The organism is Micromonospora sp. FIMYZ51, assembly GCF_038246755.1.
In the GTDB taxonomy this organism is placed as follows: Bacteria; Actinomycetota; Actinomycetes; order Mycobacteriales; family Micromonosporaceae; genus Micromonospora.
Window position 1 is genome coordinate 6303983 of the sequence record NZ_CP134706.1, and the last position, 25219, is coordinate 6329201.

The window sequence follows — 25219 nt, forward strand, 5'->3', positions numbered from 1 at the left end:
ACCACGGTCAGGATGGCGCTGATCAGAATCGAGCCGAGGCAGCCGATCCGGTTGGTGAAGAAGAGGAACATCCGGTCGGCGTACCCAGGATGATGCTGGTCAGACCGGGACGGGCTGCTGTTCGGTGCGTACGGCGGCGGCTTCCGCGCGGGCGATGGGGCCGGCGGGCAGGGCGGCGACCCCGGCCCCGACGGCGACCGCGGCCCCGGCGAAGAGGAAGGCCCAGGGCACGCCACCGTGGTCGACGATCAGGCCGGCGACCGCGCCGCCGACGGCGCTGGCACCGACCGACATGGTCACCACCCAGGTGTACGCCTCGTTCATCATGGCGGTCGGCGAGATCCGCCCGACCAGGGTGTTCTCCAGGATCAGCGCGGGCGCGATGGTGGCCCCGCCGATCACCAGGGCGACACCGAGCGCGGCCGGGGTGGGCATCACGGCGAAGATGGCGAAGGTGCCCGCCAGCGCGGCGAGCAGCCAGGCGAACTGGCGGGTCATGTTGCGAGCCGGTCGCCGCGTGCCGAACCAGACGCCACCGATCGCGCTGCCGACGCCCCAGACGGCCAGGAGTACGCCGGCGAGGCTGTCCGGGTCGTCCGGGGTGTAGCGGGTGGCGAAGGCTGGGACGGTCACCCCGGCCGCCCCGAAGGCGATGCCGATGCCGGCCACGCAGAGCAGCAGCGCCGGGAAGCCACCGACCCGGAGCGGGCCCAGCCCGCGCGCGTGGTGTTCGCGGGCGTGCGGCTGCCGGCCGCGCATCGCCTGGCCGAGGGCCACCGCGACGGTGCCGGCCAGGGTCACCACCGCCGCACCGATGAGCGCCGCGCTGGCGTCGGCGACCAGGACGAAGCCGGCCACCAGCAGTGGACCGAGCACGAAGACGAGTTCGAACAGGGTGGTCTCGGCGGCGAGCGCGGTGTTGCGCAGGTGGTACCGGCCGGAGGCGAGGCTGGTCAGGTCGTGCCAGGCACCCCGGATCGCGGCGGTCATCGGCGGGTACGACCCACCGGCCAACGCGGCGGCCAGCATGACCACGGCGAAGGGTGCGGAGTCGGAGCGGGCCGCCCAGAGCAGGCCGACCAGGGCCAGCGGGTGGGCGACCGCGGTGGCGAGCAGCACCGGGGTGGGGCCGATCCGGTCGGCGATCCGGCCGGCCACCGGGCTGAGCGCGGCACCGGAGAGGGCGTACGCGGCACCGGCCAGGGCGGCCAGCGAGTACCGCCCGGTGACCTGCTCGATGACGAGCAGCAACGCCAGCGGCGTCATGCCGATGCCGAGCCGGCCGATGATGCCGGTGACCAGCAGTGTCGGAGCGCCAGGGAGCTGCCAGACGGCCAGGTAAGGGCGCAGCCCAGCCACGACCGACCTCCAGGAATGTAATGAGTGAGACCCGTTTAGACCCTAACTCATCAGATTTGTTTCCTCGGGCCCGCTACCGCCCGGCACCGCGCTGTGCGCTGCGTCGCGTCCGCCACTGAGCTGGGCAAACTATTTACTGATGGCGGCCAGCGTGAGGTCCACGAGCTGGTCGGCGTACTCCTCGGTGAGCGGCCCGGTGCGCAGCAGCCACCGGTGGTAGACCGGGCCGAAGAGCAACTCGACCGCCTGGTCGAGATCGACATCGGTACGCACCTGCCCGGCGCGCTGACCGGCGCGGAGGCGATCCCGGACCGCAGCCAGCTGGGGCCTCAGCAGCCGGTCGCGGACCTGCACGGCGAGTTCGTCGTCGGCGAGCGTCTCGATGGTCAACGCGCGGGTGCTCGCAGACAACTTCGGGTCGGCGAATTCCGCGACGGTGCCCCGCAGGACGGTACGCAGGTCGGCCCGCAGGTCGCCGGTGTCCGGCAGGACCATGCCGCCGGCAGCGACGGCTTCCACGAGTGCGTCCAGGATCACCCCTCCCTTACCGCGCCACCAGCGGTAGATGGTCTGTTTGCCCACTCCGGCGCGGGCGGCGATCGCCTCGACGGTCAGCTCGGTGTAGCCGGCCTCGGTGAGCAGGTCGAGGGCAGCGTCGAGGATCGCGCGGCGGGCGCGTTCGTTGCGGCGGCTGGGATCGGGTGTCGGCACGGGATCACTATATCGCCACGAGACAATACGTCTCGTCTTGACCTTCGCGCAGCCAGGGCGGCGCTGACCGCGCCGCTGATCTGATCGAGGCCGAGTTGCCCGACGCCGGCTCGCGATGAGGTGACGAACCGCCGCAGGTGACGAACCGTACAAAACGCCGCCCGGACCGGTGATGAACCGGTCCGGGCGGCGCAAGGGGTTGGTGCGAGGTCAGCGCTGGAAGCGGACCGGGCCCTGCTGGGCGGCCAACTGCTCCAGCCGGGCCACCCGCTGCTCCATCGGCGGGTGCGTGGCGAAGAGCGCGGCCACTCCGCCGCCCTTGAACGGGTTGGCGATCATCAGGTGGGCGGTGCTGGTGAGCTGCCCCTCGGCCGGCAGCGGCCGACGCTGGGCACCCATATGGATCTTCCGCAGAGCGCTGGCCAGGGCCAGCGGGTCACGGGTCAGCTCGGCGCCGGAGGCGTCCGCCTGGAACTCCCGGCTCCGGCTGATCGCCAGCTGGATGACGGACGCGGCGATCGGGCCCAGGATGATGGTGAGCAGCAGCACCAGCGGGTTCGGGCCGTCCTCGTCGTTGCCGCCCAGCGGAATGAACAGGGCCAGGTTCGCGATCATCGTGATGATGCCGGCCAGACCCGCCGCCACGCTGGAGATGAGGATGTCCCGGTTGTAGACGTGCGACAGCTCGTGCCCGATGACGCCCCGCAACTCACGGTAGTCGAGCAGCTCGACGATCCCCTGCGTCACGCAGACCGCCGCGTGCTGCGGGTTGCGGCCGGTGGCGAACGCGTTGGGCTGAGCGGTCGGGCTGATGTAGAGGCGCGGCATCGGCTGCCGGGCTTCGGCGGCCAACTCCCGCACCATGTGGTACAGCTCGGGGAACTGTGCCTCGCTTACCGGTTGCGCCCGCATCGAGCGCAGTGCCAGCTTGTCGGAGTAGAAGTAGGTGACGCCGTTCATCACCAGCGACACGAGTACGGCGATGACCAGTCCGCCACTGCCACCGAACCAGTAGCCCACCGCCAGGATCAACGAGGTGAGCAGGCCGAGCAGTGCGGCGGTCTTGAGACGGTTGTGGTGCACGAATCACTCCTTCGGTGCACGGATGCCGGGATCCGCTGACCGGTACAACACACCGGTACCCGTCAACCATCCGTCTCATGACTGAGAGTTACCTGAGTGACAGTGACTCAACTTCCGGCGGGCGCTCAGCTACCTACCGGCGGCCCCCAGCTTCCGGCGGGCGCTCAGCTTCCGGCGAGGTCGAGCACCAACTGCGGAGCGAAGCCGACGATCAGGGCGACCAGGGTGGCCACCGCCAGCGCCCCGGCCACCACGCGGCCCGGCCGGGCGAGCGGGGCCACGGCGTCGCCGGTCGGCGCGTACAGCAGCGCGGCGAAACGCAGGTAGTAGGCCAGACCGATCACCGCGTTCACCGCCACCACCAGGGCCAGCCAGCCGGCCCCGCCGTCGAGCAGCGACCGGACCACCGTCACCTTGGCGAAGAGCCCGGCCAGGGCGGGCGGTAGACCGGCCAACCCGACAAGCGCGAACGCCAGCGCGGCACCGATCCAGGGCTGCCGGCGGGCGGCCCCCCGCAGGTCGTCCAGGCGACCGCCGTCCGCGCCCGCCGGGCGCAGGGCCACCACACCGGCGAAGGCCGCCAACTCCAGCAGCACGAAGAAGACGGCGTACGCCAGAGCTGCGGCGTACACGCCGGAACGGGCGTCGGCGTCGGCAAGCGCCAGGGCACCGAGCGGGGCGAGGATGTAGCCGGCCTGGGCCACCGATGACCAGGCCAGCAGCCGGACGGTACGCCGCTGGCGCAGCGCCACCAGGTTGCCCACGGTCATGGTCAGCGCGGCGACCAGAGCCAGGATCGGCCCGGTCACGCCCTGGGGCAGCGCGTACTGCACCACCGCGAGCAGGGCGACCACCCCGCCGAACTTCGACGCGGTCGACAGGTACGCGGCCACCGGCAGCGGTGCGCCGTCGTAGGTGGCCGGCGCCCAGGCATGGAACGGCACCGCCGCCACCTTGAACGCCAGCCCGGCCACCAGCAGGGTCACCGCCACCCCGGTCAGCGGCAGGTCGAGCAGGTCCGAGCGGTCGGCCAGCGCCACCCCCAACCTGTTGAGGTGCAGCGCACCGGTGCTCGCGTAGAGCAGCGCGGCACCGAGCAGGGTGATCGTGGTGGCGATCACGCTCACCACGAAGAAGGTGAGCGCCGCCTCGGCGCTGGCCAGGCTGCCCCGGCGGAGCCCGACCAGGATGTAGAGCGGCAGGGTGAGGGTCTCCACCGCCACGATCAGGGTGATCAGGTCGCCGGCCGCGCCGAGCACCACGCCGCCGGTCATCGAGCAGGCGAGCAGGAAGCAGTACTCTCCCACCGGGGTCGCGCCGGACCGCAGCAGCGGCCCGGAGAGCGCGAGCACGCCCAGCACCAGCAGCGGCACCAGCGCGGCGACAAGCGCCGCCCGGCCACCGAACAGGTACGAGCAGTCGGTGCCGACGCAGAAGGTACGCCGCTCGCCGGCCGCGCCGACCGCCACCGCGCCGATCGCGGTGGCGACCGCACCGGTGACCGCCGCGAACACGGTCGCCGCCGGCCGGGCCAGCAGCAGGTCGACCAGGAGCACCAACACCGCCGTCCCGGCGGCCAGGTACGCCGGCAGCAGCGCCACGTTGTCGACGCTCTGCGCCACCATGCTCACGCCCACCTTCCGTCGGCGGTCCCGGTCATCGCAGCACCTCCACCAGGGCGGCCACCGGTGCCTCGGCCACGCCCAGCACCAGGGTCGGCGCCAGCCCGACGGCCAGCGCCAGCAACACCAGCGGCGCCCAGGCGACCAACTCCGCACCGGCCAGCCCCGATCCGGGTCGGGCGACGACGGGACCGGCCGACTCGACTCCCGGCCCGGCAACGGCAGGCTGCGGGCCGGTGGCTGCCGGGGCCGCCGCCGGTTCCCGCCGCAACGCCGCGACGGCCGCGCTCGGCCGGCCGTGGGTCACCCGCCGCAGCAACCGCAGCAGGTACGCGGCCGTCAGCGCCCCGCCGAGCGCGGCCAGCACCGCAAGCGTGGTCCAGAGGGCCCCGCCCACCTCGACGGCGGCGACCACGGCGAACGCCTCACCCCAGAAGCCGGCCAGTCCTGGCAGGCCCAGCGAGGCGACCGCCGCGAAGGCGAGCAGCCCGGAGAGCCGGGGTGCGGTCTCCCGCAACCCGGACAGCTCGCGCAGCGCCCCGGTGTGGGTCCGGTCCTTGATCGCGCCGGCCAGGAAGAAGAGCAGGCCGGTGATGATGCCGTGCGCGACGTTGCCGATCAGCGCCGCCTGGATGCCGGTGGTGGTGAGCGTGGCGATCCCGAGCAGCACGAAGCCCATGTGCCCCACGCTGGAGTACGCGATAAGCCGTTTCAGCTCGGTCTGTGCCAGGCAGACCAGCGAGCCGACCAGGATGGCCGCGACGGCGAGCACGCCGAGCACCGGCGCCGCCCAGCGGGCACCTTCGGGGGCCACCCCGACGGCGACCCGGATCAAGCCGTACGTGCCCATCTTGAGCAGCACCCCGGCGAGCAGCACGCTGCCGACGGTGGGTGCCTGGGTGTGCGCGTCCGGCAGCCAGGAATGCAGCGGCCAGAGCGGGCTCTTCACCGCGAAGGCCAGCGCGAGCAGCGTGAACGCGACAAGTTGGGTGCTGCGGGACAGCCCGGTGCCACCGGTGAGCGCGACGATGTCGGCGGTGCCTGCGGCGGCCACCACGACGTAGACCCCGACCAGCAGCAGCACCGACCCGAAGAGGGTGTAGAGGGCGAACTTCCGCCCGGCCCGGCGGCGCGCCGCCACCGCCGCCGGATCGGTGCCGTCGCCGCCCCAGCCGACGATGATCGCGTACATCGGCAGCAGGACGACCTCGAAGAAGAGGAAGAAGAGGACCAGGTCCAGGGCGAGGAAGGTGCCGAGGATGCCGACCTCGACCACCAGCAGCAGCGCCACCAGCGCCCGCCCGCTGCCGCCGGCCGGCACCCGCCAGAGGCTGTAGCCGCAGCAGAGCAACGTGAGCAGGGCGGTCAGCACCACCAGGGGCCAGGAGATGCCGTCCACCCCGAGGTGGAACCGCAGGTCCAGCCCCGGCACCCAGGGCAGGTCGAGCGCGTGCCAGGGCCGTACGGCCGGCGGGGTCGGCCGGTAGGCCGTCCAGGAGCCGGCCCGGTCAACGACCAGCGCGAGCGCCGCGACGAGGGTAAGCGCGGCGGCGATCGTACCCACCAGCCGGGCGGCCCGGTCGCGTGGCGTGGCCGCCACCGCGAGCGCACCGAGGGCCGGCACCGCGAGTACCGCGACCAGCAGGAACTGCCCGAGACTCATGCCGCCCCTCCGGTCCTGCGCGCTGCCGGTCTGCCGAGGCTCATGCGGTGACTCCGATTGCGCGGTACCGCCCGGTCGAAGCTCATGCGGTGACTCCGATTGCGCGCTGCCACCCGGTCGAGGCTCATGCGGTGACTCCGATTGCGCGGTACCGCCCGGTCCAGGCTCATGCGGTGGCTCCGATCAGGACGGCGGCCAGCCCGATCAGCAGCACACCGGCGAGCAGCGCGGCGGCGGCGCGGGGCAGCGCCGCCCGGTGCAGGGCGCCGAGCCCACCACCGAGGGCGCGGGCACCCCGCCCGGTCCCGGTGACCGCCCCGTCCACCACCCGCTCGTCGGCCACCCGCGCCGCCCGCCCGAGCGCGCTCGTCGGGCGTACCACCAGGGCGTGCTGGACGTCGTCGAGGCGGAACGCGCGGGCGAAGACCGGCCGCAGCGGACCCAGCGCCGCCGCCGGATCGGCGGCGGTGTCCCGCCGCCAGCCGGCCCAGGCCAGTGCGGCACCGAGCAGCAGCAGCGCCAGCGGTAGCAGCATCAGCGGCCCGATGTGCATCCCCAGCTCACCGGGACCATTCGACACCAGCCGATCGGTGAAGGCGGGCCAGAACCCGGCCAGGCCGAGCAGCGCGGCCGGGACGGCCAGCAGCAGCACCGGCCAGCGCAACACCGCCGGCGGGTCGTGCGGCTCGACCAACGGATCGCGGGCGGTGCCGAAGAAGGTACGCAGCAGCAGCCGGGTGGCGTACCAGGCGGTGACGGCGACCCCGACCAGGCCGGCGAGGAACACCAGCCAGCCGACCCAGACCGGGGCCGGACCGCCGCCGTGCAGCGCCTCCTCGGCGGCGGCGAGCACGCCCTCCTTGCTCCAGAAACCGGCCAGCGGCGGTACGCCGGCCAGCGCGCCCAGCCCGATCAGCGTGCACCAGAAGGTGACCGGCATGCTGTGCCGCAGCCCGCCCATCCGGGACATCAGCGTGGTGCCGACGGCGTGGATCACCGCACCGGCGGCGAGGAAGAGCAGCGCCTTGAACGCGGCGTGGGTGAGCAGGTGGAACAGCGCGGCGGCCGGGGCGCCGACGGCGAGCGCGCCGGTCATGTAGCCGATCTGGGAGACCGTGGACCAGGCGAGCACCCGCTTGATGTCGTCCTGCGCGGTGGCGGCGAACGCGCCGAGCAGCAGGGTCACCGAGGCCATCACCCCGAGTACCGCAAGCACGGCCGGGGTGGCCGCGAAGATCGGCCAGAGCCGGGTGACCGCGTACACGCCGGCGGCCACCATGGTCGCGGCGTGGATCAGCGCGGAGATCGGCGTCGGGCCCGCCATCGCGTCCGGCAGCCAGGTGTGCAGCGGGAACTGGGCGCTCTTGCCGGCGACCCCGGCGAGCAGCAGCAGGCCGGCGGCGGTGAGCGTGGTCGCGCTGTGGTCGTGGGCGAGCACGTCGGCGATCCGGAAGCTGCCCGCCGAGACACCGAGCAGCGCGATGCCGAGCAGGAAGCCGACGTCACCGACCCGGGTCACCAGAAACGCCTTCATCGCGGCGGTCGGCGCCTCCGGCAGCCGCCGGTCGTGGGCGATCAGCAGGTACGAGCAGATCCCCATCACCTCCCAGCCGACCAGCAGCAAGATCAGGTCACCGGAGACCACCACCAGCAGCATGGCGGCGGTGAAGAGGCTGATCTGCGCCGCGTACGGCGGGTAGCGATGATCGACGTCCAGGTCGTCGTGCGGGCCGCGCTTGAGGTAACCGATCGAGTAGACCTGCACGGCCAGCGCGACCGCCGCCACCGCGACCGCGACCAGGGCGGCGGCACCGTCGAGGCGTACCCCGAGGGTGACGGTGAGCCCGCCGAACCGGATCCAGGTGGTCGACACCTCCGCCGGGCCGTCCAGGGTGACCAGCAGGGCCAGCGCCAGGCCGAGCGCACCGGCCGCGCCGGCCACGCCGAGACCGATGGCGACCCGCCGGGCGACATCGGGCCCGGAGCCGGCGATGGCACCCCGTCGGCCGGCGTCGGGCACCGTGCCAGCGCTGCGCGACGAGGGCGGCAGCAGCAGGCCGATCAGACCGGCGACCAGGGGTACGGCCGGCAGCAGCACACCGAGCAGCGTCACGCCGTTCACCGCTCACCCTCCAGCGGTACCTCGTCGACGGCGACAGTTGCCCGCATCCGGTAGAGCTGGAGCACGATCGCCAGGCCGACCCCGATCTCGGCGGCGGCCAGCACGATCACGAAGAGCGCGAAGACCTGGCCGCCGTGCGGCAGCATCGCCTTCGCCGTGGTGTCCGCCGTGATCAGAATCAGGTTCACCGCGTTGAGCATCAGCTCGACGGACATCAGCACCAGCACCGCGTTGCGTCGGCGCAGTACGCCGTACACGCCGAGGCCGAAGAGCAGGGCGGCGGTGACGTACGGGATGACCGGTCTCACCGCAGCGGCTCCCGTCCACTTTCCGCGTTGTCGGTCGGGGCGCGCCCCCCGACGTCCGGCCCCCCGACGTCGGGGCGGCCGATGTCGGGGCGGCCGATGTCGGGGCGGGAGAGCACGATGGCGCCGACCAGGGCCGCCAACAGCAGCACCGAGAGCAGCTCGAACGGCAGCACCCAGGCGCCGAAGACCTGCTCGCCGATGCGTTCGGCGGTGCCCGCTTCCGGCAGTTCCACCCTCGTCCAGCGGTACGCGTCGACAAGCAGCGCCGCCAGGCCCAACCCGACCCCGCCGCCGATCAGTGCGGCCGGCCAACCGGGACGGTCCAGGTCGTCAGAGGGACCGATCGGCGCGCGAGTAAGCATCACCGCGAAGAGCAGCAGCACCACGACCGCGCCGACGTAGATCAGCACCTGCACCCAGGTCACCAGTTCGGCGGTGAGGACCAGGTACATGCCGGCCAGGGCACCGAGGCAGACCACCAGGTAGAGCCCGGCCCGGACCAGGTGTCGCGTCGCCACCACCAGCACGCCCGCACCGACGGCCACCGCGCCGAGGGCGAGCAGCAGCACGTCCACGCCGGTCACGCGGTCGTACCTTCGTCGTCGCCGGCCCCGGCGTCACCGGGCGCGGCGTCACCGGGCGCGGCCGGGCCCCGGTCGGAGGCAGTCGGGCCACTGTCGGGGGCGGACGCAGGCGGGTCACTGGCCGGGGTGGCTTTGCCGTCGCCGCTTGTGGGCGTGGGGCCGCCGGGGTTGGCGCGGGGTGGGGCGGGGCGGCGTTCGGGGCGTACCGCCGGGGTGGTCGGTCGGGCGGCGGAGGCGGCCGGGACCGTGGCCTTGCGCGCGGCGGCGGTCTCCTCCTTGGCCGGCTCGCCGTTGCGGTCGTGCGCGGGCGGCGGCGGCACGGTGACCATCCACTCGCCCAGGTGGTCCTTGTCGTGCAGCAGGTCCTTGATGTCGTACTCGGCGTACTCGAACTCCGGCGACCAGTAGAGCGCGTCGAAGGGGCAGACCTCGATGCAGATGCCGCAGTACATGCAGAGCGAGAAGTCGATGTCGAACCGGTCGAGCACGTTGCGCTGGCGGGGGCGGGCGGCGCCGGGCACCGCCACCTCCTCCTTGTGCGAGTCGATGTAGATGCACCAGTCCGGACACTCGCGTGCGCAGAGCATGCAGACCGTGCAGTTCTCCTCCAGCAGGGCGATCACCCCGCGCGAGCGCGGCGGCAGATCGGGAGCGACGTCCGGGTACTGCTGGGTGGTGGACCGCTTCGTCATCGTCTTGAGCGTGACCGCCAGCCCCTTCACCAGGCCGCTGCCCGGCATCCCGGCCGGCTCGCTTCGCTCGCTCATGCCGAACATCCTGCCCTGTGCGCACGGCGTGCGCGACCACCACCCGGGGGTTGGTGAGAGTACGGTGGCTGTGGGGAGAACGGCGCACCGGAAAGGACCCGTCAATGACCGCCGCGCTGCACGACGACTACCCGGCGCCGGGCGAGTGGACGACGGACGACCTCGACCGCCTGCCCGACGACGGCCACCGCCGTGAACTCCTGGACGGACAACTGATCGTGTCGCCCTCCCCCACGCGACTGCACCAATCCATCGCACTGCGGCTCGGCGCCGCCCTGATGGAGACCTGCCCCGCCGAGTTCGACGTAACCCAGGGGGTGTCGGTGCGGATGTCCCGCACCCGAGCCTTCATCCCGGACGTGCTGGTCACCGAGCTGGACGCCGCCGCCCGCAATCCCTCGTCCTACCTGCCGAGCGAAGTCCTGCTGGTGGTCGAGATCGTCTCGGAGCGGACCCGCAGCATCGACCGGGTGCTCAAGCCCGCGCTGTACGCCGAGGCGGACATCCCGTTCTTCTGGCGGATCGAGACGGAGTCGGGCATCGTGGTGCACGCCCACCGGCTCGACCCGGTGAAGCGCGTCTACGTCGAGCACGTCCGGATGTCCGACGGCATTCTGCTGGCCGACCCGTGGGAGATGGACATCCCGCTGGAGCGCATCACCCCGCGCTCCCGCTGACCTGCTGCGACCGGCCCGCTGACGTTGCCAGGTGGGCGAAGTGGGCGTCCACCTCGGCGCGAGCCTCGGCGGGCGTGAGTGCGGTCGACAGCAGCCGGACGGTGAGCCCGTCCAGCAGCGTGGCGAGCCCGCTCGCCGCCGCCGGCACATCGACGTCCGCGGCGATGCTGCCGTCCGCGCGGGCCTGGGCGACCAGGCGTTCGAGGTTGCCGCGCAGCTCGACGGCGCTGTCCCGCAGCACGCCCGCGATCCGCTCGTCGATCAGGGACTCGGCGGTCAGCACCAGCCAGACCCGCGCCTCGAAGATCCGGTCGGCGTCCAGGGGTACGAGTTCCAGCACGGCGAGCCGCAGCGTGTCCAGCGCGGTCGGCCCGGTCGGGATCATCCGGGCCCGGTTGACCACCCGGTCGGCCAGGTGCGCCATCGCGGCCCGGACCATCAGCTCCCGGGTCGGTAGGTAGTGCTGGGCGGTGGCCAGCGGCATGCCCGCCTCGCCCGCGACGGCCCGCACGGTCGTCCCGGCCGCTCCGGTACGGCTCAGCACGGCGCATGCGGCGGCACCGAGTCGTCGTCGGCGTTCCTCGTGATCGACCACCTTCGGCATGCGCCGATGATACTTTATCGGTCGGTTGACCTAAATAGGTCGCGTGACTAACATTGGCGCGATGAGTACGCCTACCGCTCCGGCCCGCCCCACCCCGTCGCCGCCCGCGACCCGGTTCAGCTGGCTCGACCTGGTGATCGTCCTCGTGGTCGGCTTCGGCCTGGCCAACGCCACGGTGGCCGACCTGCTCGCCCGAGGACCGGCCGCGCTCGGCGCCGCCGAGGTGGTCGCCATGAGCATCGCCTGGTTCCTGATCAACGGGGCCCAGCTGCTGGTCGGCCTCGCCGTCACGTACCACCGGTTCGGCGCGGTACGCGCACCGCTCCTGCTGCACCGGCCCCGACCCGCCCAACTGCGCGCAGCCGGCGGCTGGGGCCTGGCGAAGGCGGCGTTCACCCTCGTCCTGCTACTCGTGCTACCGGCGGCGCTGACCGCCGACGGTGGCGGTGAGGGCGGTTACCCGGCCGGCCCGCTGCTGGCCCAGTTCACCTTCGCCCTCTTCTTCGCGGCCGTCGCCTCCCCGATCTACGAGGAAGTGCTCTACCGGGGCGTCTTCTTCCAGGGGCTGGCCGCCCGACTCCCCGCCGTCGCCGCGATCGTGACCTCCGCCGCCTTCTTCGCGGTGATGCACCTGCCCCGGGGCTTCAACACCATCAGCGCGTTCACCGCCGGCCTGCTCTTCGCCTGGCTGCTGCACCGCCACCGGAACCTCTGGGTACCGATCGTGGCCCACGCGGTGAGCAACGGCGCCCTGGTCGTACTCGCCTTCGCCGCCCAGGCCGCCTGAGCAACAGACTGGCCGTCAGCCGGGCTTCCACCGAGCCGGCAGCTGGCCCGTCAGCCGGCTTCCCACCGAGTCGGCAACCGGCCCTGAGCCGGGCGGTCACCGAGCCGGTGGGCGGCCCTGAGCCGGGCTGTCACCGAGCCGGTGGGCGGAGCATCAGCCATGATGGGACCCGAACGGGCAGCTGGCACGGGCAGAGGGCGAGGCAATGACCGAGAACAACGGCGCGGACCGGGCACAGAGCGGCGGGAAGTACGTCGAGCCGGGTGGTGAGTTCAACCGGGATCAGCGGTACATCACCACGAGGATCACCGCCGACGGGCGGGACGGCTATCCGGTCGAGCCGGGTCGGTACCGGTTGGTGGTCAGCCGCGCCTGCCCCTGGGCGAACCGGCTGATCATCGTACGCCGGCTGCTGGGCCTGGAGGACGCGATCTCGATGGGCGTCGCCGGCCCGACGCACGACGCACGGAGCTGGACCTTCGATCTCGACCCGGACGGACGGGACCCGGTGCTCGGCATCGAGCGGCTCCAGGAGGCGTACTTCGCCCGCTACCCCGACTATCCGCGGGGCATCACCGTGCCGGCGATCGTCGACGTGCCGACGGGCCAGGTCGCCACCAACGACTTCTCCCAGATGAGCCTGGACCTCTCCGCCGAGTGGACGGCGTACCACCGGCCCGGCGCACCGGACCTGTATCCGGAGCACCTGCGCGCCGAGATCGACGAGGTGAATGCGGCGGTGTTCGGCGACGTCAACAACGGCGTCTACCGGTGCGGCTTCGCCGGCAGCCAGGAGGCGTACGACGAGGCGTACCGTCGGCTGTTCGACCGGCTGGACTGGCTCAGCGAGCGGCTCGCGGGGCAGCGGTACCTGGTCGGTGACACGATCACCGAGGCCGACGTACGGCTCTTCACCACGTTGGTCCGCTTCGACCCGGTCTACCACGGCCACTTCAAGTGCAACCGGAGCAAGCTGACCGAGATGCCGGTGCTGTGGGCGTACGCCCGGGATCTGTTCCAGACCCCCGGCTTCGGCGACACGATCGACTTCGACCACATCAAGCGGCATTACTACGAGGTGCACCGGGACATCAACCCGACCGGAATCGTACCCCTCGGCCCCGACCTGTCGAACTGGCTCACCCCGCACGACCGGGACCGCCTCGGCGGCCGGCCGTTCGGCGACGGCACCCCGCCGCCGCCTCCCAGCCCGGCCGAGCGCGTCGACCCGGCGCACACCCCGCTGCGCTGACCTGGCGGCGCGGGTGGTTTGTTAAAAGCGCGGGTGGTTTGTTAAGAGGGGGCCCTTCCTATACCGGAGGCGTTAACAGGGGGCCCTTCCTTGCATCCTTACAGCGCGATGCGGACGGCGGCGGTCAGGACCAGCTGGGCGAGGGCGGTGGGGACGAGGACCAGCCAGCAGAGGCGTTGTAGTTGGTCCGCACGGAGCCGGGGGTAGGAGACCCGGAACCAGATGATCAGGAAGCTGACGGCGGCCACCTTGAGCAGGGTCCAGAGCCAACCGAGTTGCGCGTCGGCGAACGGGCCCTGCCAGCCGCCGAGGAAGAGCACAGTGGTCAGCGCGGCGATCACCACGATGCCGACGTACTCGGCCAGCAGCAGGAACGCGAAACGCAGGCCGGTGTACTCGGTCATGTACCCGAAGACCAGCTCCGAGTCGGCCACCGGCATGTCGAACGGCGGCCGGCGGATCTCGGCCAGGCCGGCCAGGAAGAAGACCACCATCGCCGGGGCCTGCCAGAGCAGCCACCAGGGCTGCCACGCCTCGACGATGCCGGAGAGGCTGAGCGTGCCGGCGGCCATCGCCACCGACGCGGCGGCCAGCACCAGCGGCAGCTCGTAGCCGAGCAGCTGGGCCGCGCCCCGCAGCCCGCCGAGCAGGCTGTACTTGTTGGCCGAGGCCCAGGCCGACATCAGCACCGCCAAGACGCCGACGCCGACCACCGCCAGCACGAAGAAGAGGCCGATGTCCAGCGGCTGGCCGACCAGGTCGTTCGGGCCGAGCGGGATGACCAGCAACGCCAGCAGGTACGGCAGCAGCGCCACCGCCGGAGCCAGCCGGAACACCTGCCGGTCCGCCGACCGTGGTGTGACGTCCTCCTTCTGGACGAACTTCACCCCGTCAGCGATCAACTGGGCCCAGCCGTGGAAGCCGCCCGCGTACATCGGGCCGAGCCGGCCCTGCATGTGCGCCATCACCTTGTGCTCGGCCTGCCCGACCAGCAACGGGAGGACGAGGAAGGCGACAAGCACGCCGCCGATCCGGATCACCAGCTCCAGCCAGAGTGGCATCAGCTCGTCTCCCCCTCGTCGGCGTCGGTGCGGCGGGGGTCGCGTGCGCCCGGAGCCGGGCGGGCGGGGCGCTCCCGGGCAGGTCGGGCCGGGGTGCCGCCGCGCGGTCCCTCGCCGGCTCCGCCCGCGCCGGCCGGGGTCGGGGTGGTGCCCCACTCCCCCGGCGCGGGTACGCCCGGCGGCCGGATCGGCCGACGGCCACCGCCGGCCTCCGACTCGCCCGGTTCCTTCGCCCCCGGCCAGGGCTTGGCCACCCGCGAGGCGAGCACGAACTCCTTGCGCAGCGGATGTCCCTCGAATTCCGGCGGCAGCAGCAACGGCCGCAGGTCGGCGTGCCCGGCGAAGTCGATGCCGAACATTTCGTGGGTTTCCCGCTCGTGCCAGGCGGCACCCGGGAACACGTCCACCACGGACTCGACAGTCGGTGTCTCGCGCGGGATCCGGGCGCGCAGCAGCACCCCGTGCCGCTGTCGGGTGGACCAGAGGTGGGCGACCACGTCGAAGCCGTCGGCCAACTCGTCCACCGCGGAGAGCCAGTCGAAGTAGTCGCAGCCCAGCTCGGCGTCGTCGCGGGCGGCCAGCAACGCCGCACGCCACCCGTGCGGGGGTACGTCGACGGTGGCCCGGGCGTACGCCTGACCGCCGGAGACCGTCGCGGTGGCCTCGACGGGCGCGAGCAGCGCGACGAGCCGCTGGCCGACCTCTTCCGGTGTCATGCCGCTGATCCTATGGCCGACCACGGCCGAGCGCGTCGCCCCGGGCACGCGAGTGGACGCGGCGGACGGCACCCAACCGGTGGCGGTACGCGGCCGGGTGGAGATCCGGGCTTTGCCGGCGGTGCCCGGCAGCGGTCGTCAGGATGGGGCCGTGCGCGCTGTGACTGTCATCCCCGGAGTACCGGGTTCGCTGCGGCTGCTCGAGGACTACCCGGAGCCGGCCACCGACGAGGGCGCGATCCTGGTGGAGGCGGTCGCGGTGGGCATCTGCGGCACCGACATCGAGATCATCGAGGGGCAGTACGGCGAGGCCCCACCCGGCACCGATCACCTGGTGCTCGGGCACGAGTCGCTGGGCCGGGTCGTGGAGGACCCGACCGGCACCTTGCAGCCGGGCGATCTGGTGGCCGGGATCGTCCGGCACCCGGACCCGCTGCCCTGCCCGAACTGCGCGGTCGACGAGTGGGACATGTGCCGCAACGGCATGTTCACCGAGCACGGCATCAAGGCGCTGCCGGGCTTCGCCCGCCAGCGGTGGCGGCTCCAGCCGCGCTTCGCCGTCGGGTTGCACCCCGGGCTGGGCGAGGTCGGTGTGCTGCTCGAACCGACAAGTGTGGTGGCCAAGGCGTGGGACCACATCGACCGGATCGGCCTGCGGGCGGAGTGGCAGCCGCGTACCGCCCTGATCACCGGTGCCGGGCCGATCGGCCTGCTGGCCGCGCTGCTGGCCAGCCAGCGCGGGCTCGCCGTGCACGTGCTCGACCTGGCCACCGAGGGCCCGAAGCCGGCGCTGGTCGGTGCGCTCGGCGCGACGTACCACTCCGGGCCGCTCGATCAGCTCGACTTCGAACCGGACATCATCATCGAGTGCACCGGGGCACCGGTCGTCGTGCTGGAGTCGATGTACCGGGTCGCCCCGACCGGGATCGTCTGCCTGGCCGGCGTCTCCAGTGGCGGGCGGACGATCGACCTCGACGCGGGCGCGCTGAACCGCACCCTGGTGCTGGAGAACAACGTGGTCTTCGGCTCGGTCAACGCCAACCGGCGGCACTGGGACGCCGCCGCCGAGGCACTCGCCCGAGCCGACCACGCCTGGCTCGGCTCGCTGATCACCCGCCGGGTGCCGCTGGCCGAGTACGCCTCCGCCTACTCTCCCGGCCCGCAGGACATCAAGGTGATCATCGACTTCACCGGCTGAGCCGTTGCCACCGGAAGCTGGACCGACCGGCGCGGGCCGGCGCGGCGGTCAGGGGGTCGGCGGACGGACCGGCGGGGCGGTGAGCGAGGCGGCGGAGCGCGGCGGTCGCCCGTCGCTGGGCGGCGCGTCGACCGGCGGGGCGAGCACGTCCGGGCGGGGTACGCCACCGATGCCGGACTGCTCGGCGGCGATCTTCTCCTGGAGGCGGAGGATGCCGTGCAGCAGCGCCTCCGGTCGGGGCGGGCAGCCGGGCACGTAGACGTCGACCGGGATGAGCTGGTCGACGCCCTTGGTCACCGAGTACGAGTCCCAGTACGGGCCGCCGCAGTTGGAGCAGGCGCCGAACGAGATGACGTACTTCGGCTCGGGCATCTGGTCGTAGAGCCGCTTGATCGCCGGGGCCATCTTGTCGGTGACCGTGCCGGAGACCACCATCAGGTCGGCCTGCCGGGGGCCGTGCGCGAACGGGATCACGCCGAGTCGCATGAAGTCGTGCCGGGACATGCTTGTCGCGATGAACTCGATGGCGCAGCAGGCCAGCCCGAAGTTGAAGACCCAGAGCGAGTAACGCCGACCCCAGTTGAGCACGAACCGGATCGGCTCGCCGAGCACCGCCGGCAGCTGCACCTCGGCCTCCCTCGTCTGTCCCCGATGTGACAGTCAACCACAGCACCGCAGTTGCCCACCCCCGCAACCCTCGCCCGGGTCGAGGCGTGTGATCCGCGTCGATTCGCGCGACGCTGGCGCGCAGACGGGGAGGACAGATGATGGTGACCAGAAAACCACGGCTCGGGGAGCCGCCTCCGGACGAGGCGACAGAACTGCCGGCAGCGGCCGAGGGGATCGACTTCGACGGGCTCTACCACACGCATTTCCGGTCCCTGACGCTCCAGCTCGCCGCGTACTGCGGCGACCTGTCGCAGGCTCAGGACCTGGTCCAGGAGGCGTTCTGTCGGGCGTTCGCCCGCTGGTCACGGGTGTCCCGGTACGACGACCCGGTGCGCTGGGTACGCCGGGTCGCCTGGAACCTCGCCACCAGCCGCTGGCGGCGGATGCGCACCGCACAGTCCTGGCTGCGCCGGCAGCGGCCGGAGCACGTGGCGGGGCCGGGACCGGACCGGGTGGCGCTGACCGCCGCCCTGGCCCAGCTGCCCGCCGCCCAGCGCCGGGCGGTGGTGCTGCATTACCTGGCGGATCTCAGTGTCACCCAGATCGCGGAGCAGGAAGGTGTGCCGGCGGGCACGGTCAAGTCCTGGCTGCACCGGGGTCGAGTGGCACTGGCCGCACAACTGACCGGCACCCGAGGGGTGGACGACCATGACTGAGCCCGAGGACATCCTGGTCAGCGGCGAGTTCGCCGCGTTTCGGGAGGCGTACGGACCGGCGGTGCGGCCGGCGGGGACGCAGGCCGTACGGCACACGGTGCGCCGGCGGCGGCAGCGGGCGACGGTGGCCGTCGCGGCGGCCGTGGTGCTCGCCGTCGTGGTGCCGATGACCGCACACGCCCACCTGAACCGCACCGACGCGCCGCTGCCGGCACAGACCGGCGAGCCGACGCCGACGGGAGCGCCAACCCCGACTGGTACGCCGACACCGACGGCATCGCCGACAGCGACGCCAGACGCGTCCAGTCCCACCCTCGGCGGGCCGGACGGTCGGATCAGCCGGGCGCAGCTTCTCGCGGCCCGCGTCGACCTACCCGCCTGGCCGCCGTACGTCCCCACCGGCTGCATCACCGACGGCGTCCGGCTGCGCGAGAAGCAGTTGGAAAGTCTGCCGGAGCTGTGGGGCGAACTCCACTACGGCGATGTCGACGGCGACGGTCGCACCGACACGGTCGCCCTGGTCGCCTGCCGGTACGGGGAGGCGTTGGCCAAGCAGGTGCTCGCCTTCTCCCGGGACGGCACCGGCCAGATCGTCACCCTGGGCCGGGTGATCGGCACCCACGAAGGGCTTGACGACATCAAGGACGTCGCCCTGGCCGCCAACGGCGCGATCCGGGTGGAGGTGGCCGACATCCAGCCCTGCTGCGGCACCCCCACCTGGTGGGTGCGGCAGCAGTGGCGGACGTACGCCTGGCACGACAGCCGCTTCGAGCAGACGGCCGGGCCGACAGAGTTCGGGATCGACCCCCGACTGACCGATCTCGCCCTGAGCGCGGGTGAGCTGGTGCTCGATCCGGCCGACGGGGACGGCAATCGGACCGGTTCGGTCACCGTCACGGTCACCAACAAGGGCCCGGTGGACGTGCCCCAGCTCCGGTTCAGCTACTTCTACACGATCGGCGAGCCGGCCGGGCGGGACCTGTCCGGGTGCCGGATGGTGAGCACAGAAGGGGGCGATGCCTGCCTGCTGGACGGCCTACGGCCCGGCGCGCAGCGGAGCTACACCTTCCGATTCCTGATCAATAAGGACCTGGGAGAGCCGGCACCGAGTCTGCTGCTCGCCCACGTCGACGACCAGGATCGGGACTGGAAGGACCTGAAGCCGAAGGACAACTCCGTCGAGCTGCGCACCAGTCGCTGACCGGTGGGTGCGGCGGTCCCGGTGTCACCAGGGCCGCCGCACCTGCCGACCGTCGAGTCTGCGGCGGCGGCTGCGCGCCCGACCTACCAGGTCGGGCGTTGCAGCAGGCCGACGAACTCCACAAGCAGTCGTTCCCGCAACCGCACCGGCGCGGCGTCGAGCAGCGTGTTCACCACCGCCATCCGGTCCGGCGGGCCGGCCTGACCGGCCAGACCGAGCCCGTCGGCCAGCCCGGCGACCAGCTCCGGGGTGAGCGCCTCCGGGGTGAGGCTGCCGGCGAGCGCCAGCAGGTGCGGTGGCATCACCACCGGGCCGTGGGTCCGTGCCGCAGCCGCCGCGTCGGTAAGCGCCGGCCCGAACTCCGCCACCCGGGGCGTCACCGCCGCGGTCACCGTCAGGTGCACGCTGCGCGGCAGGCCGGCGTACCCGAGCTGGGGCTGGGTGTGCCAGCCACGCGCGGTCAGCTCGTCGACAAGCACGAAGAGGTCAAGCGCCGGATCGGTCGAGGTGAGACAGACCACTGTCGACTCCGGCTCGGCGACCAGCCGCAGGCCGTCGACGCCCCGTACCGCGTCGGCCAGGGCCCGCACCGCCGCCCAGGTCCGGTCGGTCAGTTCCAGGTAGCCGTCGTCGCCGAGGTGGCGCAGGGTGGCGTACGCGGCGGCGATCGGGCCACCGGAGCGGGTCGAGGAGAGCACCGGATTGACCATGGTGTAGCCGGGCCAGTCGGCGTACCCGAAGTACTGCGGCGTACGCAGCCCGGGGTCGCGGTGCAACAGCACCGAGACACCCTTCGGGGCGTACGCGTACTTGTGCAGGTCGACGGAGATCGAGGTGACCCCGTCGACCGTGAAGTCGAAGGGCGGCACCGGCACGCCGAGGCGGCGCAGGTAGGGCAGGGTCCAACCGCCGAAGCAGGCGTCCACGTGACACCGCACCCCGGCCTCGGCGGCTACCTGGGCGATCTGTTCGACCGGGTCGATGACGCCGTGTGCGTACGACGGGGCGGAGCAGACCACCAGCACCGTCTCCGGCCGGATCGCGGCGGCCACATCAGCGACCGCCGGCCGCAGGGTGGCCGGGTCGAGCGGCACCGTGTCGAGTTCCACCCGCAGGTAGTGCGCGGCCTTGGCGAAGGCGGCGTGCGCGCTGGCCGGCACCACGATCCGGGGCGTGTCGATCTCCGGTCGGGCGTCCCGGGCGGCCTTGACGGCCAGGATGAGCGACTCGGTGCCACCGCTGGTGACGCTGCCGACCGCCTCCGGTGCGCTCGTGCCGGGCCCGCCGCCGAGCAGCCGCGCCGCCGCACCGACAAGCGCGTTCTCCATCGCCAGCAGGGAGGGGAAGGCGGTCGGGTCGAGCCCGTTGACGTGCGCGCTCTCGGCGTACGCCGCGGCGGCCAACTCCTCCAGTCCGGCCACCCCCGCGTCGTACACGTACGCGAACAACCGCCCCCCATGCGTAGGCCGATCCGCCCCCCGCAGCTCCCGGATCTCCGCCAACACCCGCTCCGCCGGCACCCCGTGCGCGGGCAGCGCCGCCCTGCTCTCGTCGATCATGGACTTGTGGTCCCCTTTTCGTGGTGGTTCGCGGCTCGCGCCCCGACGACAACTCCATGATCGGCGGTGGCCGGCCGGGTGGTAAGGGCGGTGAGGCGGGCCTCGGTGAGGTTGTAGGGGCGCAGCAGGAGGGTGGCGAGGGCGATCAGGAGGGCGGGGAGGAGGGTGAAGCCTAGGAGGACACCGAGGCGAGCGGTGTCGGGTTGGGGGGCGGCGGTGCCGGTGGTGGAGGAGACGTAGCCGGTGACGGCGAGCACCAGGCCGTAGATGCCGGGGCCGAGGGCCAGGCCGAAGGTCTCGCCGGCGGTCCACAGGCCGGTGAACACACCCGCCTGTCGACGGCCGGTGCGCGCGGTGTCGTACGCGATGCAGTCCGGCAGCATCGCCATCGCGAAGACCTGCTGCCCGGCGTACCCGACCCCGATCAGCGCGACCAGCAGGTAGATCACGGCGGCGGGCAACACCGGCGCGGCGATCAGCGCCAGCCCGCCGGCCGCCAGGATCAGCGACGCGGCGACCAGGCCGGCGAGCTTGCCCAGCCGGGCGCCTACCCGGGACCAGATCGGCATCACCACCAGGGCCGGGCCGACGAAACAGACGAAGAGCAGGGTCGGCCCGGTAGTCGAATCGCGCAGGACCTGGTCGGCGAAGTACTGGACTCCGGCGAGGATCGTCGCCACCCCGGCGGACTGCACCACGAAGCAGAGCAGCAGCGCCCGGAACGGCCGGTTGCGGCCCGCGACAGCGAGTTGGGCGCGCAGGCTGGGCTCGCTCTCCCCGATCGCGCCCTGCGGGGCGGACCGGGTGCCGAGGAAGGCACCGACCGCACCGAGCGCGATAAGCGCCGCGACGAACAGACCCATCCAGCGGTGCCCGGGAACCGCGCCGCCGCCCGCGTCGCGCACCAGCGGGGCCACCGCCCCGGCGACCAGGATGGCCAGCGCCAGCACCGCGACCCGCCAGGTCATCAGCCGGGTACGTTCGGCGTAGTCGTCGGTCAACTCGGCCGGCATCGCCACGTACGGCACCTGGAAGAAGGCGAACGCGGTCGCGGTGGCCAGGAAGGCGATCGCGACGTACGCCCCGGCGGCGGGTCCGGTGCCGAACGGCGCGGCGAAGATCGACCCGAACAGCACGGCCAGCGCCAGCCCACCGAAGAGCAGGTACGGCCGGCGCGCACCCCAGCGGGACCGGGTGCGATCGGAGATCCGCCCGGCCACCGGGTTGACAAGCACGTCCCACGCCTTCGGCAGCAGCACCAGCAGGGCCGCCACCCCGGCGGCCACGCCGAGGGTGTCGGTGAGGTACGGCAACAGCAGCAGCCCCGGCACCGTGCCGAACGCCCCGGTGGCCAGCGAACCGAGGGCGTAACCGGCATGCACCTTGCGCGGCAGTCCGGGGTGCGCCGCGCGCGAGGCGCCGGTGGTCGCCTCCGGCGACGAGCCGGGACGCGCCGCACCCGGCCGGTCGGCATGCACCCTGCGCGGCAGGCCAGCGGGGGCCTCGCCCGGCGGGCCGGCATCGGGTGGTGAGCCGGCTGCGCCCGGCGACGCGCTCATGACGCCGAATGCTACTCACGTTTGCCGCCCGGTCACATCCCCTCTCCGGGCCACCAGGCCGCCGCGCGCATGTCCACCCGGTCCTGGCGCAGCGGCGTACTTTCGGCGAGCCAGCGTGCCCGCGCCTCGGCCGCGAGCCCGGGTGGCATGCCGCCCGAAGCGTTCACCACCCGGTGCCAGGGCACGCCGCCACCATGCCGGGCCATGATCGCCCCGACCAGCCGGGCGGAGGCGCGACCGGAGCGCTCGGTGAGCGCGTCGGCCACCGCGCCGTACGACATCACCCGGCCCGGCGGGATCCGGTCGACCAGTTCCAGCACCGCCTCGACGTACTCGTCAGGTGTCACAACCGGCCAGACTATGGGAACGGCGGCCGAGGTCGCTGCGACGACCACGCAGAATAGGCGGGTGCGTGACGCAGTCACGGCGGCCCGGCGGGTCGTCGTCAAGATCGGATCATCCTCGTTGACCACCGCCTCCGGCGGCCTGGACGACGAGCGGCTCGACGCGTTGGTCGACGCACTCGGCCTCCGCACCGCCGACGGTCGGGAGGTGGTGCTCGTCTCCTCCGGCGCGATCGCCGCCGGGCTGGCCCCACTCGGGTTGACCCGGCGACCACGCGACCTGGCCACCCAGCAGGCCGCCGCCAGCGTCGGCCAGGGCCTGCTGATCGGGCGGTACGCCGCAGCCTTCGCCCGGCACGGTCACACCGTCGGCCAGGTGCTGCTCACCGTCGACGACGTGACCCGGCGGGCGCACTACCGCAATGCCTACCGGACCCTGCGCAAGCTGCTCGACCTGCGGGCGGTGCCGATCGTCAACGAGAACGACACGGTCGCCACCGAGGAGATCCGGTTCGGCGACAACGACCGGCTGGCCGCCCTGGTGGCCGCCCTGGTCGACGCCGATCTGCTGGTGCTCCTCTCCGACGTCGACGCCCTCTGGACCGGCAACCCGGCTCGCCCCGGCTCCCGCCGCATCGCCGAGGTACGCGACGAGACCGACCTGGCCGGCGTCGACATCGGCGGCACCGGACGCTCGGGAGTCGGCACCGGCGGCATGGTGACAAAGGTCGAGGCGGCCCGGATCGCCACCGGATTCGGCATCCCGGTCGTGCTCACCTCCGCCGCCCAGGCCGTCCCCGCGCTGGCCGGCGAACCGGTCGGCACCTACTTCCACCCCAGCCTGCGCCGCCCGGCCGCCCGGCTGTTCTGGCTCGCCCACGCCACCTCGCCCCGGGGCCGCCTGCACCTCGATCCCGGCGCGGTCGCCGCCGTGGTGGGCCGACGCAAGTCGCTGCTGCCGGCCGGGATCACCGCCGTCGACGGGGCGTTCACCGCCGGGGACCCGGTCGACCTGGTCGACACCTCCGGGGCACCGGTCGCCCGTGGTCTGGTCAACTACGACGCGGTCGAGTTGCCCAGCCTGCTGGGGCGCTCCACCACCGACCTCGCCGCGGCACTCGGCCCGGCGTACGAACGAGAGGTCGTCCACCGCGACGACCTGGTCCTGCTGTAGATGCTGGTAAGGAAGGGCCCCTTATTAACGCCTGGTGTATATAAAGGGCCCCTTCCTAACACTGTGAGGAGCATGGGATGAGCGTGAGCGAGCAGGCCCGGCGGGCGCGTACCGCAGCGGAGGTGTTGGCCGTGTCGACGCGTACCGCCAAGGATGCCGCGCTGCACGCGATGGCCGACGCGCTGGTGGCGCGTACCCCGGAGATTCTGGCCGCGAACGGCGCGGACCTGGCGGCCGGGCGCGAGGCCGGGCTGAGCGCGGCCGTGCTGGACCGGCTCGCCCTCGACGAGGGCCGGGTGGCCGGCATCGCCGACGCGCTGCGCCAGATGGCTGCGCTACCGGACCCGGTGGGCGAGGTGGTTCGCGGCTCGACGTTGCCCAACGGGCTGGAACTGCGGCAGATCCGGGTACCGTTCGGCGTGGTCGGCATCGTCTACGAGGGGCGACCGAACGTGACCGTGGACGCCGCCGGCATCTGCCTGAAGTCCGGCAACGCGGCGCTGCTGCGCGGCTCCTCGTCGGCCGCGCACTCCAACGCGGCGCTGGTGGCGGTGCTGCGTGACGCCATCGCCGACGCCGGCCTGCCGGCGGACGCGGTGCAACTGCTCGACGCCAGCACCCGCGACTCGGTCAAGGAGCTGATGCGGGCCCGGGGCCTGGTCGACGTGCTGATCCCGCGCGGTGGCGCCTCGCTGATCCGGACCGTGGTCGAGGAGTCGACCGTACCCGTGATCGAGACCGGGGTGGGCAACTGCCACGTCTACGTGGACGCCGCCGCCGACCTGTCGATGGCGGTGTCGATCGCGTTGAACGCCAAGACCCAGCGACTGTCCACCTGCAACACCGCTGAGTCGCTGCTGGTGCACGCCGCGATCGCGGACGACTTCCTGCCCGCGATGCTGGCCGCCTTCGCCGAGGCCGGGGTTACCGTGCACGGTTCCGCCGAGGTGGCCCGGTACTCCGACGCCGTGGTTGCGGCCACCGACGAGGACTTCGCCACCGAATACCTCTCGGCGGACATCTCGGTCGCCGTCGTCGAGTCGCTCGACGCGGCGGTCGCGCACATTCGGCGGTACGGCAGCGGCCACACCGAGGCGATCGTCACCGACTCGCAGTCGGCGGCCCGGGAGTTCGTGGCCCGGGTGGACTCGGCGGCGGTCATGGTGAACGCCTCGACCCGGTTCACCGACGGCGGCGAGTTCGGCTTCGGTGCCGAGATCGGCATCTCCACCCAGAAGCTGCACGCCCGCGGCCCGATGGGGCTGCCCGAGCTGACCAGCACCAAGTACGTGGTCACCGGCACCGGCCACCTGCGCGGCTGACGTGCAAGGAAGGGCACCTTATTAACGCCTGGTGCATAGCAGGGGCCCCCGGTTAACAAGATCCCGGCGGCCGGCGGGCAGCGGCCGGCGGGCAGCGGGCGGCGGGGCAGCGGGCGGCGGGGCAGCGGGCAGCGGGCGGCGGGGCAGCGGGCAGCGGGCGACAGCGGCGAACGGGCGACAGCGCTGGGTGGGTGGGTGGGTGGGTGGCGGCGGCGGGTGAG

24 protein-coding genes are annotated in these 25219 nt (G+C 72.7%); 8 read left to right on the plus strand and 16 right to left on the minus strand.

Annotation, left to right across the window (positions count from 1 at the left end; translation table 11 throughout):
- Nucleotides 1-99: 99 nt before the first annotated feature.
- The 9 genes from QQG74_RS28320 to QQG74_RS28360 all read right to left on the minus strand — a co-directional run bounded on the left by QQG74_RS28320 (nucleotide 100) and on the right by QQG74_RS28360 (nucleotide 10228).
- Nucleotides 100-1359: an MFS transporter gene (locus QQG74_RS28320; protein WP_341717701.1), complete on the minus strand. Its 1260-nt coding sequence runs from the start codon at nucleotides 1357-1359 to the stop codon at nucleotides 100-102.
- 129 nt (nucleotides 1360-1488) lie between these two features.
- Complete coding sequence (locus QQG74_RS28325) at nucleotides 1489-2070, minus strand: TetR/AcrR family transcriptional regulator (RefSeq protein WP_341717702.1); 582 nt, start codon at nucleotides 2068-2070, stop codon at nucleotides 1489-1491.
- A 210-nt stretch (nucleotides 2071-2280) separates the two neighbouring features.
- Nucleotides 2281-3153, minus strand: coding sequence for a zinc metalloprotease HtpX (htpX, locus tag QQG74_RS28330; protein WP_341717703.1), 873 nt, complete (start codon nucleotides 3151-3153; stop codon nucleotides 2281-2283).
- A 164-nt stretch (nucleotides 3154-3317) separates the two neighbouring features.
- Nucleotides 3318-4784 carry an NADH-quinone oxidoreductase subunit N gene (locus tag QQG74_RS28335; protein WP_341717704.1) on the minus strand — a complete coding sequence of 489 codons (1467 nt, stop codon included), beginning with the start codon at nucleotides 4782-4784 and terminating at the stop codon, nucleotides 3318-3320.
- 25 nt (nucleotides 4785-4809) lie between these two features.
- On the minus strand, nucleotides 4810-6438 hold the full coding sequence (locus tag QQG74_RS28340) for an NADH-quinone oxidoreductase subunit M (protein WP_341717705.1): 1629 nt from the start codon (nucleotides 6436-6438) through the stop codon (nucleotides 4810-4812).
- Between the two features lie 166 nt (nucleotides 6439-6604).
- The gene (locus QQG74_RS28345) at nucleotides 6605-8560 is read right to left on the minus strand and encodes an NADH-quinone oxidoreductase subunit L (RefSeq protein ID WP_341717706.1); all 1956 of its coding nucleotides are present in this window, start codon (nucleotides 8558-8560) and stop codon (nucleotides 6605-6607) included.
- On the minus strand, nucleotides 8557-8868 hold the full coding sequence (gene nuoK / locus QQG74_RS28350; RefSeq protein ID WP_341717707.1) for an NADH-quinone oxidoreductase subunit NuoK: 312 nt from the start codon (nucleotides 8866-8868) through the stop codon (nucleotides 8557-8559). Before nuoK ends, QQG74_RS28345 begins: the two co-directional genes overlap by 4 nt.
- The gene (locus tag QQG74_RS28355) at nucleotides 8865-9452 is read right to left on the minus strand and encodes an NADH-quinone oxidoreductase subunit J (protein ID WP_341717708.1); all 588 of its coding nucleotides are present in this window, start codon (nucleotides 9450-9452) and stop codon (nucleotides 8865-8867) included. Before QQG74_RS28355 ends, nuoK begins: the two co-directional genes overlap by 4 nt.
- Complete coding sequence (locus QQG74_RS28360; protein WP_341717709.1) at nucleotides 9449-10228, minus strand: 4Fe-4S binding protein; 780 nt, start codon at nucleotides 10226-10228, stop codon at nucleotides 9449-9451. Before QQG74_RS28360 ends, QQG74_RS28355 begins: the two co-directional genes overlap by 4 nt.
- A gap of 95 nt (nucleotides 10229-10323) precedes the next feature.
- On the opposite strand from QQG74_RS28360, the gene QQG74_RS28365 reads away from it, so the two are divergent.
- Nucleotides 10324-10896: a Uma2 family endonuclease gene (locus tag QQG74_RS28365; RefSeq protein WP_341717710.1), complete on the plus strand. Its 573-nt coding sequence runs from the start codon at nucleotides 10324-10326 to the stop codon at nucleotides 10894-10896.
- On the opposite strand, the gene QQG74_RS28370 is transcribed toward QQG74_RS28365, so the two are convergent.
- The gene (locus tag QQG74_RS28370; RefSeq protein WP_341717711.1) at nucleotides 10877-11500 is read right to left on the minus strand and encodes a TetR family transcriptional regulator C-terminal domain-containing protein; all 624 of its coding nucleotides are present in this window, start codon (nucleotides 11498-11500) and stop codon (nucleotides 10877-10879) included. The two genes, QQG74_RS28365 and QQG74_RS28370, sit on opposite strands and share 20 nt — an antisense overlap.
- 61 nt (nucleotides 11501-11561) lie before the next feature.
- Between QQG74_RS28370 and QQG74_RS28375 the strand changes: the two genes are divergently transcribed.
- Together QQG74_RS28375 and QQG74_RS28380 are read left to right on the plus strand one after the other, a co-directional pair.
- Entirely contained in the window at nucleotides 11562-12287 is a 726-nt protein-coding gene (locus QQG74_RS28375; protein WP_341717712.1) for a CPBP family intramembrane glutamic endopeptidase, read from the plus strand.
- A 205-nt stretch (nucleotides 12288-12492) separates the two neighbouring features.
- Complete coding sequence (locus QQG74_RS28380) at nucleotides 12493-13539, plus strand: glutathione S-transferase C-terminal domain-containing protein (protein ID WP_341717713.1); 1047 nt, start codon at nucleotides 12493-12495, stop codon at nucleotides 13537-13539.
- 98 nt (nucleotides 13540-13637) lie between these two features.
- Here the strand turns inward: QQG74_RS28380 and QQG74_RS28385 are convergent, their stop codons facing one another.
- Both QQG74_RS28385 and QQG74_RS28390 read right to left on the minus strand, forming a co-directional pair.
- Nucleotides 13638-14600, minus strand: coding sequence for a complex I subunit 1 family protein (locus QQG74_RS28385; protein WP_341717714.1), 963 nt, complete (start codon nucleotides 14598-14600; stop codon nucleotides 13638-13640).
- On the minus strand, nucleotides 14600-15316 hold the full coding sequence (locus QQG74_RS28390; protein WP_341717715.1) for an NADH-quinone oxidoreductase subunit C: 717 nt from the start codon (nucleotides 15314-15316) through the stop codon (nucleotides 14600-14602). Before QQG74_RS28390 ends, QQG74_RS28385 begins: the two co-directional genes overlap by 1 nt.
- A 151-nt stretch (nucleotides 15317-15467) precedes the next feature.
- Here QQG74_RS28390 and QQG74_RS28395 point away from each other — a divergent pair, with 151 nt between their 5' ends.
- A complete protein-coding gene (locus QQG74_RS28395) occupies nucleotides 15468-16514 on the plus strand; it encodes a glucose 1-dehydrogenase (protein WP_341717716.1) in 1047 nt (348 codons plus the stop codon).
- Nucleotides 16515-16562: 48 nt separating this feature from the next.
- Here QQG74_RS28395 and QQG74_RS28400 read toward each other — a convergent pair whose 3' ends face one another.
- Entirely contained in the window at nucleotides 16563-17141 is a 579-nt protein-coding gene (locus QQG74_RS28400; protein WP_341717717.1) for an NADH-quinone oxidoreductase subunit B family protein, read from the minus strand.
- A gap of 137 nt (nucleotides 17142-17278) precedes the next feature.
- Between QQG74_RS28400 and QQG74_RS28405 the strand changes: the two genes are divergently transcribed.
- Both QQG74_RS28405 and QQG74_RS28410 read left to right on the plus strand, forming a co-directional pair.
- The gene (locus QQG74_RS28405; protein ID WP_341717718.1) at nucleotides 17279-17839 is read left to right on the plus strand and encodes a SigE family RNA polymerase sigma factor; all 561 of its coding nucleotides are present in this window, start codon (nucleotides 17279-17281) and stop codon (nucleotides 17837-17839) included.
- A complete protein-coding gene (locus QQG74_RS28410; protein ID WP_341717719.1) occupies nucleotides 17832-19040 on the plus strand; it encodes a hypothetical protein in 1209 nt (402 codons plus the stop codon). The genes QQG74_RS28405 and QQG74_RS28410 overlap by 8 nt, the downstream gene beginning before the upstream one ends.
- 83 nt (nucleotides 19041-19123) lie before the next feature.
- On the opposite strand, the gene QQG74_RS28415 is transcribed toward QQG74_RS28410, so the two are convergent.
- From QQG74_RS28415 to QQG74_RS28425, 3 genes are read right to left on the minus strand one after another with little or no spacing between them, the layout of a single operon-like run.
- Nucleotides 19124-20599 (minus strand): aminotransferase class V-fold PLP-dependent enzyme, encoded by a 1476-nt coding sequence (locus QQG74_RS28415; RefSeq protein ID WP_341717720.1) that lies wholly within the window; start codon nucleotides 20597-20599, stop codon nucleotides 19124-19126.
- Complete coding sequence (locus tag QQG74_RS28420; protein ID WP_341717721.1) at nucleotides 20596-22158, minus strand: MFS transporter; 1563 nt, start codon at nucleotides 22156-22158, stop codon at nucleotides 20596-20598. Before QQG74_RS28420 ends, QQG74_RS28415 begins: the two co-directional genes overlap by 4 nt.
- Before the next feature lie 32 nt (nucleotides 22159-22190).
- The gene (locus QQG74_RS28425) at nucleotides 22191-22505 is read right to left on the minus strand and encodes an MGMT family protein (RefSeq protein WP_341717722.1); all 315 of its coding nucleotides are present in this window, start codon (nucleotides 22503-22505) and stop codon (nucleotides 22191-22193) included.
- Nucleotides 22506-22566: 61 nt separating this feature from the next.
- On the opposite strand from QQG74_RS28425, the gene proB reads away from it, so the two are divergent.
- The gene (gene proB, locus QQG74_RS28430; RefSeq protein ID WP_341717723.1) at nucleotides 22567-23676 is read left to right on the plus strand and encodes a glutamate 5-kinase; all 1110 of its coding nucleotides are present in this window, start codon (nucleotides 22567-22569) and stop codon (nucleotides 23674-23676) included.
- Nucleotides 23677-23753: 77 nt separating this feature from the next.
- On the plus strand, nucleotides 23754-24998 hold the full coding sequence (locus QQG74_RS28435; protein WP_341717724.1) for a glutamate-5-semialdehyde dehydrogenase: 1245 nt from the start codon (nucleotides 23754-23756) through the stop codon (nucleotides 24996-24998).
- Nucleotides 24999-25219 lie beyond the last annotated feature (221 nt).